Source organism: Pseudarthrobacter phenanthrenivorans (assembly GCF_000813845.1).
Taxonomy (GTDB): domain Bacteria; phylum Actinomycetota; class Actinomycetes; order Actinomycetales; family Micrococcaceae; genus Arthrobacter; species Arthrobacter phenanthrenivorans_B.
Map to the genome: position 1 here is coordinate 65,318 of NZ_JWTB01000029.1, position 8,414 is coordinate 73,731.

Annotated in this window: 8 protein-coding genes; 6 read left to right on the plus strand and 2 right to left on the minus strand. The window is 64.8% G+C overall.

The window, feature by feature from the left end; all coding sequences use genetic code 11:
• Window positions 1-73 precede the first annotated feature (73 nt).
• Together RM50_RS14965 and RM50_RS20460 are read left to right on the plus strand one after the other, a co-directional pair.
• The gene (locus tag RM50_RS14965) at window positions 74-1,222 is read left to right on the plus strand and encodes a hypothetical protein (protein ID WP_043454246.1); all 1,149 of its coding nucleotides are present in this window, start codon (window positions 74-76) and stop codon (window positions 1,220-1,222) included.
• Window positions 1,219-1,560, plus strand: coding sequence for a hypothetical protein (locus tag RM50_RS20460; protein ID WP_082007099.1), 342 nt, complete (start codon window positions 1,219-1,221; stop codon window positions 1,558-1,560). Before RM50_RS14965 ends, RM50_RS20460 begins: the two co-directional genes overlap by 4 nt.
• A 124-nt stretch (window positions 1,561-1,684) precedes the next feature.
• Here RM50_RS20460 and RM50_RS14970 read toward each other — a convergent pair whose 3' ends face one another.
• On the minus strand, window positions 1,685-3,094 hold the full coding sequence (locus RM50_RS14970; RefSeq protein WP_043454250.1) for an amino acid permease: 1,410 nt from the start codon (window positions 3,092-3,094) through the stop codon (window positions 1,685-1,687).
• A 46-nt stretch (window positions 3,095-3,140) separates the two neighbouring features.
• Complete coding sequence (gene hisC, locus RM50_RS14975; RefSeq protein WP_043454253.1) at window positions 3,141-4,265, minus strand: histidinol-phosphate transaminase; 1,125 nt, start codon at window positions 4,263-4,265, stop codon at window positions 3,141-3,143.
• 93 nt (window positions 4,266-4,358) lie between these two features.
• Between hisC and RM50_RS14980 the strand changes: the two genes are divergently transcribed.
• The 4 genes from RM50_RS14980 (at window position 4,359) to RM50_RS14995 (ending at window position 8,313) form a co-directional block, all read left to right on the plus strand.
• Window positions 4,359-4,862, plus strand: coding sequence for an Lrp/AsnC family transcriptional regulator (locus RM50_RS14980; protein WP_043454256.1), 504 nt, complete (start codon window positions 4,359-4,361; stop codon window positions 4,860-4,862).
• Window positions 4,863-5,452: 590 nt separating this feature from the next.
• Window positions 5,453-6,058, plus strand: a complete 606-nt coding sequence (locus RM50_RS20890; protein ID WP_082007101.1) for an HNH endonuclease — start codon at window positions 5,453-5,455, stop codon at window positions 6,056-6,058.
• Window positions 6,059-6,115: 57 nt separating this feature from the next.
• The gene (locus RM50_RS14990) at window positions 6,116-6,535 is read left to right on the plus strand and encodes an Lrp/AsnC family transcriptional regulator (protein WP_082007100.1); all 420 of its coding nucleotides are present in this window, start codon (window positions 6,116-6,118) and stop codon (window positions 6,533-6,535) included.
• Window positions 6,536-6,654: 119 nt separating this feature from the next.
• The gene (locus RM50_RS14995; protein WP_043454261.1) at window positions 6,655-8,313 is read left to right on the plus strand and encodes a thiamine pyrophosphate-binding protein; all 1,659 of its coding nucleotides are present in this window, start codon (window positions 6,655-6,657) and stop codon (window positions 8,311-8,313) included.
• Window positions 8,314-8,414: the final 101 nt, after the last annotated feature.

The window sequence follows — 8,414 nt, forward strand, 5'->3', positions numbered from 1 at the left end:
GAGAAGACGTATAGGCAACGTCCCGTTATCGAGAGTTTCCGGATGCCTGGTGGGGTTCGCGTAAGCTCCTCATATGGAACTGAACAGAGCGCTAGAGCAGCACATTGCAGTGTTTGGCGAGAGCGGGAGCGGCAAAACAGTCATGCTGTCCTCTTTTTACGGGGCCACTCAAGAACCCCAATACTTGCAAAAAAGTCTGTTTCACGTCCTACCAGGCGACATCGGTCAAGGCAACAGACTACATAGAAACTACTTGGGCATGAGAAATTCAGCCCGGCTGCCACTGCCCGACCGTTTTGCTGCTACATCCTACTCTTTCGCACTCAAGTTCAAGGCTGGCTCCGATAATAATGCGCTGAATGCCAAATCGTTCGACGCCCTCCGTCTGGTTTGGCACGACTACCCCGGAGAGTGGTTCGAGGAGGACGTTAGCGGGCCTGAGGAGGCACAGCGACGAATCGACACATTCAAAGCCTTGTTGGGTTCGGATGTGGCCTTGCTGCTGGTGGATGGTCAGAGGCTACTCGACAATGCAGGACAGGAGGAGCGCTACTTCAAGTCCTTATTTGGCAACTTCCGGAATGGGCTGCTGACGCTGAAAGATGACCTGCTGGAAGATGGAAAGCCTCTTGTCGACTTTCCTCGCATCTGGATTATCGCCCTGTCAAAGTCAGATCTTTTACCGGACCTTAACGTGTACAAGTTTCGTGACCTTCTCATCGAAAAGGCTTCCGATGATGTAGATGAACTTCGCAAGGTGATTGCTGGGTTTGTTGAGTCCAGCAACGCGCTGTCCGTCGGCGAAGACTTCGTGCTGTTCTCTTCAGCGAAGTTCGACACCGACAAGATTGAAGTGGCCGAGCGGGTTGGTCTCGATCTTGTCCTTCCTTTGGCCGCCGTACTCCCGTTCGAGCGTCACGCCCGGTGGGCCGAAGCGATGCATCTCCCTGCAAAACTGGTCGAGAATCTGCTGCGCGGCGCAGGCTCTCTTGCTGCCGGCCTCCTCGGCAAGGCCCGTATGCCTGGCCCATTGGGGCTCCTGCTTAACCTTGTCGGCCCAGATGTAGTGCAAGAAGCGGCCAATATGGCTGAGGAGAAACTCAAAGACATCAATGCGCAGGCAATGGCCAAACGCGACTTTATAACTGCTACTCTGACCGGCTTCAAGATGGACTTAGTCAAAGGCGAAGATGAGGAGACTCTCCTCAGGAGCCGTAGATGAAGCTCATCTGGGCCACCCGTGGGCGCATGTGGGGCTTCCGATTCCTTTATAAGGGCGGATTCTCAGACCCTCTCGTGGAATATGACAAAGTCTTCTCCGACGCTGAAGGTGAGCTGGAACTATGTCGTCATTTTGGTGAGATTGTGGCCCTACGTTTCCCTGACCCATACGGCAGGCACGACAGGGCGGGCCGCATCATTCAACATGACTTTGTTGTATTCCCTCCTCTCGCCGGTTCTGTAGGTTCAGTAGGTGACGGTATGCGCCATGTCTGGCCGTTTGTTGCCGAACAATATGCAGAAGTGTGGAATCTCCCTAAGCCGCCATCAATTAGCTAGGCGATGGCGGAATCTCAAGGTCATCCGGCAGCTACCTATTACTCAACAATCCTCTGGCGGCCGCGAAGAGCGCATCCGGCCTATGCCGAATGCGCTCTTCACTTGAGGTGGTATAGCGCCCTATTCAGTCGATGAGTACTGGCTGCTTGCCGGTTGGCGAATGAGGAGCGGTCGAAACCTTCCTGTTCCTGTGGTTCATCCAGCACCCCACCGCAAGAACCGCCACGAGCCCGAACGTGCTCAGCAGCTGCGGACGGGAATCCTCGCCGATGAAGCCCACCGTGAAGATCGCCGCCAGGATGACCAGGCCAAGCCCCGTGAGCCACGGGAAGCCGGGCATCCGCAGCGGAAGAGCAACTTCGTCACGGTCGGCGCGGAGGCGCAGCGCAAGCTGGGCCAGAAGCGCGGACGTCCACACCAGCAGGCAGGTCGAGCCCACAATGTTGAGCAGGACGGGCAGGACCTTCTCCGGGAACGCGAGCTCCAGCACCACCGTGACAACGCCGAAGGCAACGCTGGCCAGGACCGCGGCCACCGGAACCCGGGCCTTGGAAACGGAAGCGAGCCAGCGCGGCGCCTCACCGCGTTCTGCCAGGGAGAACGCCATCCGGGAAGCACCGTAGAGGTTGGCGTTGAGGGCGGAGAGCAGTGCCGCGACGGCCACCAGGGTGATGGCGGTGGCCGCGCCCGGCATGCCGGCGGCGTCGAGCACGGCGGCGAACGGGCTCTTCAGCCCCGCCGAACCCACCGGAACAACAGCAGCAATAACGAAGATGGCACCGATGTAGAACACCAGGATCCGCCACAGCACCGTCCGGACAGCCTTCTTCACGCTGCGGGCCGGTTCGGCCGTCTCGGCGGCCGCGACGGACACAATCTCGGTGCCGCCAAACGCGAATGCCACCACAAACAGCGCCGTCGCGATCCCGGCAAACCCGCTCGGCGCGAAGCCGGCACCGGTGAAGTTGGACAGGCCCGGCGACTGCACGCCCGGCAGCCAACCGAACAGCAACGCAGCACCCACCAGCAGGAACCCGACAATCGCCGCCACCTTCAGCAGTGCAAACCAGAACTCGAACTCGCCGAAGTTCTTCACGCTGGTCAGGTTCACGGCGGTGAGCACCACGATGAACACGAAGGCCATCAGCCACACTTGCAGGGCCGGGAAAATGGTGGCCAGCAGGCCCGCCGCACCGAGCGCCTCGGCCGCGATGACCACCACCAGCTGCAGCCACCACAGCCAGCCCACGGTGGCGCCGGCCACCGGGCCGTACGCCTTGGCGGTGTAGACGGAGAAGGCGCCGCTGTCCGGGTTCGCGGCCGCCATCTCACCAAGCGCCCACATCACCAGGATGATGAGCGTGCCGGCCACGAGGTAGGAGATCAGCACCGCCGGCCCTGCTGCCTGGATGCCGGCCCCGGAGCCGATGAACAGGCCGGCGCCGATGGCGCTGCCCAGGCCCATCATGGTCAGCTGCCGGGGTTTGAGGGCCGCGCCGAGGGCGCGGGCAGACGTCGTTGTCTGGTGTTCCATAAAGGGGTTCCTTTTACTTTGTAGGTGGAACGGAGGGAGAAAAAGGTCAGGAAGTTGCCAGGGCCGCGTGCGCTGCCAGGAGCTTCAGCACCCGGTCGTTGGAGGCGGGGTCGGCAACGGTGATCCGCATGCCGTCGCCCTGGTACGCCCGGACCAGGATGTCGGCGGCATCGAACGCCTCCACCAGCCGGCCCCGGAGGTCCTCATCGGCACGGATCCACAGGAAGTTGCCCTGGCTCGGCTGCAGTTTCCAGCCCTGCGCTTCCAGCGCAGCGGCCATCCGGGCGCGCTCCTGCTTGACCAAGCAAACACGCGCTGCCATCTCCTCCCCCGCGTCCAGCGACGCGACGGCCGCCTTCTGGGCCAGCGCGCTCACGGCGAAGGGCAGGGCGGTGCGGCGCAGTCCTTCGGCGATTGCCGGCGTCGCAATGGCATATCCCACGCGGAGGCCGGCGAGGCCGTAGGCCTTGGAGAACGTGCGCAGGATGCAGACATTCGGGTACCTGCGGTACAGCGCCAGGGAGTCGGGGCCGCTGCCGGCGTCGGCGTATTCCACGTAGGCCTCGTCGATCACCACCAGGACGCTGGACGGCACAGCCCGCAGGAAAGCCTCCACACGCTCGTGGCCGATCGGCACGCCGGTGGGGTTGTTGGGGGTGCAGAGCAGGATCACCTTGGTGCGGTCGGTGACGGCGGCGGCCATGGCGTCGAGGTCGTGGCCCTCGAACTCGTCCAGCGGGATGCGGACCGGCCGGGCGCCCGCCAGCTCCACCAGGATGGGGTACGCCTCGAAGGAGCGCCATGCGAAGACCACTTCATCCCCGGCGTCGCACAGCCCGGTGATGATCTGCTGGAGGACGCCCACGCTGCCGGGCCCCACCGCGATCTCCTCCGGGGTGACGCCCAGGTGCCGGGCCAGCCGTTCGCGGAGTTCGACGGCGGCGCTGTCCGGGTAGCGGTTCATGGTGCCGGCCGCGTGGGCCACCGCTGCCACGGCTGAGGGCAGGGGGTCGTAGTGGCTTTCGTTGCTGGCGAGGGCGGCGATGTCCGCGCCGGCGCCGCGCCTGCCGGGGACGTAGGCCGGGAGTCCGGCGACGGCGCCCCGAAGGGTGGGGAGCGCGGCGTCCGGAAGGATAGGGGCCGGGTGGGCCGCGATCTGGTCAAGGGTCATGAGCACCGATCATGATTGTGACCCCGCCCACAATGCAAGATACCCTCAACCCATTGGGACTTCTGCTCAACTTCTAGTACCCCTGGTGAAAATATGACCATCGCAACTTCCCGCGCCCTCGATTCCCTGGATGGCAGGATCATCCTGGCCCTGGACAAGGATCCCGAAGCCAGCGCCCTGGCACTCTCCCGGACACTCGGCGTCGCACGCAACACCGTCCACGCCCGGCTGGCGCGGCTCGAGCGCAGCGGCGCGCTCCGCACCTTCAGCCGCCGACTGGACCCCGCCGCGCTGGGCTACGAACTCACGGCCTTCCTCTCCCTGCATATCAGCCAGACCCGCGCCGGCTCGGTGGAAAACGGCCTCGCCGCGATCCCGGAGGTCATCGAAGTGCACGCCACCGCCGGCGACGCGGACCTCATGGCCAAGGTGGTGGCACGCGGCACCAGCGACCTCTACCGCATCACCAACCAGATCCTGGAGATCGACGGCATCCAACGCACCAGCACGGCCATCTCGGTGCTGGAACTCATGCCGCCGCGCTTCGACGGCCTCCTGGCCCGGCTGTCCGAGCAGGAATCCCGCGCCGCCGACTAAGGCTTGGTGATGCGCGCCACAATGCCCGCAGCGCACACAGCAATGGCGGTGCTGGATCAGCCATTGTCAGTGGTCACGGATAACGTCTATGCGTGACCACGTCCCAAGAGAAACTCTGTTCAGTTGGAAAAGAAGAATGCGGCCCGCAGACACGACTTCACGGCGGGATGTGCCGATACCATCGCTTCTACGCAGATGCTCCCTCCTGCATAGAGCCAGGCTGTGACATTGTTCCCACCGCCACTGCAAACAAATTTGTTGGGGGCAGGTGCCCCCTCCACTACCAGCGCTTCCGCAAGGCCAAGAAAGCCGCCGAAGCTGGCGAACAAAGATGCCGAGTCGGCGCAAACTGCGGCGCCCAGAACAAACTTTATGAGGGTCTGTGCCGCAAGCACTGGAATCTATGGGACACCTACGGCACCTTCGAAGTTCCAGTATGTATGGAAGAGGGCTGCGAGGTAACCGCAGACACCGACCCCAGCAGGCAATTCACGTCCGGACGATGCAACATGCACTATCTCCGTTTCAAGCGAGCCCTGGACCGGGCCAGCGAACTCGGGCTCCGGCTGTGCCCTCACTGCGGTTCCGACATGTCCACGGCACGCCGCAACGCCATCTACTGCAGCGTGAAGTGCACCCAGGCTGCCAGCATAGCTCGGAACATTGACGATGTTCGTTTGCGTAAACGCATTGCGCAAGCACTCCGCAAGGCGCAGAAGCTGGAGAACCCGGGAAGCATTCCGTTCACAGTTGCCGACTGGCTGGAGCTGGCTGAGCGGCTCGAATACCGCTGTACCTACTGCGGCCGCGTCACACAGCCCGAAGACCTCCAGATGGACCACATTGTGCCTTTGCATAAAACGAGCCGAGGCCCGCATGCCCTGACCAACATCACCCCAGCGTGCTCCGGCTGCAACAGGTCGAAAAAGCACAGGCCTCTGCTGATTGCATGGGCGCCGCCTCTCTTGGGGGGTAAGCCACGCTGGGACAAAGCCGCTCCCCGGGGCAAGAAAGGCAACCCGTGGGTGCCTTTGGCTTGGAGGGACTCAGACGGCCCGCTATCCTCCGTTCTGGAAGCGGCCCAGCCATTTCCTGAGCTGCTGCGGGCTATCAGGGTCAGCGAAGATTTCTACCAGCGAAAGGATCTGTCTCCTTCCGAACTGCGAGCGCTGGAATCCTTATCCAGCGCTCGTTGAGTTATCCCGGCATACCCAGAATCATGGGAGTCGACATTGTCCTCGGTCGTATCACTGATGGCACTCTCCCGGACACTCGGCGTCGCCCGCAACACCGTCCACGCCCGGCTGGCGCGGCTCGAGCGCAGCGGCGCGCTCCGCACCTTCAGCCGCCGACTGGACCCCGCCGCGCTGGGCTACGAACTCACGGCCTTCCTCTCCCTACACATCAGCCAGACCCGCGCCGGCTCGGTGGAAAACGGCCTCGCCGCGATCCCGGAGGTCATCGAGGTGCACGCCACCGCCGGCGACGCGGACCTCATGGCCAAGGTGGTGGCCCGCGGCACCAGCGACCTCTACCGCATCACCAACCAGATCCTCGAGATCGACGGCATCCAGCGGACCAGCACGGCCATCTCCGTCCCGGAACTCATGCCGCCCCGTTTCGACGGCCTCCTGGCCCGGCTGTCAGAGCAGGAATCCCGCGCCGCCGACTAAACCCGGGTGACCTGCACCACAACTGGGCAGATTCTCAGTTTCTGCTGCTTCTACTGCCAAAAGTCCCAGCCGAAGAAGAGCGTGTTGCCGATCTGAATGGCGGGGCGCACGATTCCTGCATGACTTCACTTACCGTCTCCGGCCGCGTGGCACAGGTTCTCAGCAGCTACGTCAGTGACGTCTTCGGCGTCATGGGCAACGGCAACGTCTACTTCCTGGACGCCGCGGAGCAGCAGGGCCTGCGCTTCACCCCTGTCCGGCACGAGGGCGCCGCCATCGCCGCGGCCGACGCCTACTACCGGACCTCGGGCCGGCTCGCCGCGGGCACCACCACCTACGGCCCCGGCTACACCAACGCGCTCACCGCCCTGGCCGAGGCCGTCCAGGCGCAGATCCCGGTGGTGCTGGTCACCGGCGACGCGCCCACCAGCGGCGCCCGGCCCCAGGACGTTGACCAGGCCGCCATCGCCGCCGGCCTCGGCGCGGCCACCTTCACCGTCACCCGCGACGCCGCGGGCGCCGTCAGCCGGCAGGCGGTGGACTACGCACTCACCCGGCGCACCGCCGTCGTGCTTGCTATCCCCTACGACCTCGCGGCACTCGAGGCCGAGGACGAGGTCCTACCGGAGCCAACGGCTTTGACGGTGACGGCCGACGGCGGCACGGACCTTGCGCGCGTGGCCCGCCTGCTCGCCGGGGCACGTCGGCCACTGATCCTCGCCGGGCGCGGCGCGCACCTCGCCGGCGCCGGCCCGGAACTCCGCGAACTCGCCGACCGGATCGGCGCACTGACCGCCGGAACCGCCCTGGCGCTCAACCTCCTCAATGGCGAGGGGTACCTGGGCGTTGCGGGCGGTTTCGGCACCAATACCGCGGCGGGCCTCATGGGCGAGGCCGACGTGGTCCTGGTGGCCGGGGCCAGCCTGAGCCCGTTCACTATGCGGTTCGGGCACCTGCTGGGCCCGGACAGCACCGTCATCCAGATCGACGCCGCGCTGCAGCCGACCAACCCGCGGGTGGACCTGTTTGTCCACGCGGATGTGAAGGCTGCCGCTTCGCGGCTTCTCTCTTCGGTTGAAGGTGGGGCTGCGGCTGCTGCTTGGCGCGAGGAAGCTTCCATGCGCCTGGTTGCGGGGCCGGGGCATGACGTGGGTTCGACCGAGACGGTGGACGGCCGGCTGGACCCGCGCGCCCTCGCTGCCGCGCTGGATGCTGTGCTGCCGGAGCGCCGCACAGTGGTTCAAGACGGCGGGCACTTCATCGGCTGGGCACCCATGTACTGGAACATCCCGCGGCCGCAGGACCTGGTGATGGTGGGGACCGCCTTCCAGTCGATCGGGCTGGGACTCGCGAGCGCCGTCGGGGCAGCGCGTGCGTTGGAGGACGGCCGCACCCTGGTGCTCGCCTCGGGCGACGGCGGGTTCCTGATGGGCCTGTCTGACCTCGAATCGCTGATCGGCGCCGCCCGGAGCGCGATTGTGGTGATCTACAACGATGCCGCCTACGGGGCCGAGATCCACCAGTACGGCTCCCAGGGGCTGACGGAGAATCCGATGCTGATTCCGGAGGTGGACTTCAGTGGTGTTGCCCGGGCGTTGGGAGCTGAGTCGGCGGTTATCCGCTCTCTCTCTGATCTGACTGCACTGCAGGACTGGATCGACGCCGGCGCGAAGGGCACCTTCGTGGCCGACTGCCGGATCACGTCCAGCGTCCGGGCCCCGTGGATGAGCGAGTGGATGAACGCCAAGCAGGCTGCGACGGCGGCGGTGGCAAGGTAGGGCTGCGAGCGAGTGCAGCCGGAGGCCCGGCAGTCCGGACCTATGCCAGGCCGCGCGCCGGCGCCTCCCCGATGGCATGCAAAAGGAGGCCGACGGCGACA

Coding starts and splice junctions, on each gene's coding strand:
- RM50_RS14965 (WP_043454246.1), top strand. CDS start 74: ATGGAACTGAACAGAGCGCTAGAGCAGCACATTGCAGTGTTTGGCGAG.
- RM50_RS20460 (WP_082007099.1), top strand. CDS start 1,219: ATGAAGCTCATCTGGGCCACCCGTGGGCGCATGTGGGGCTTCCGATTC.
- RM50_RS14970 (WP_043454250.1), bottom strand. CDS start 3,094: ATGGAACACCAGACAACGACGTCTGCCCGCGCCCTCGGCGCGGCCCTC.
- hisC (WP_043454253.1), bottom strand. CDS start 4,265: ATGACCCTTGACCAGATCGCGGCCCACCCGGCCCCTATCCTTCCGGAC.
- RM50_RS14980 (WP_043454256.1), top strand. CDS start 4,359: ATGACCATCGCAACTTCCCGCGCCCTCGATTCCCTGGATGGCAGGATC.
- RM50_RS20890 (WP_082007101.1), top strand. CDS start 5,453: ATGTCCACGGCACGCCGCAACGCCATCTACTGCAGCGTGAAGTGCACC.
- RM50_RS14990 (WP_082007100.1), top strand. CDS start 6,116: ATGGCACTCTCCCGGACACTCGGCGTCGCCCGCAACACCGTCCACGCC.
- RM50_RS14995 (WP_043454261.1), top strand. CDS start 6,655: ATGACTTCACTTACCGTCTCCGGCCGCGTGGCACAGGTTCTCAGCAGC.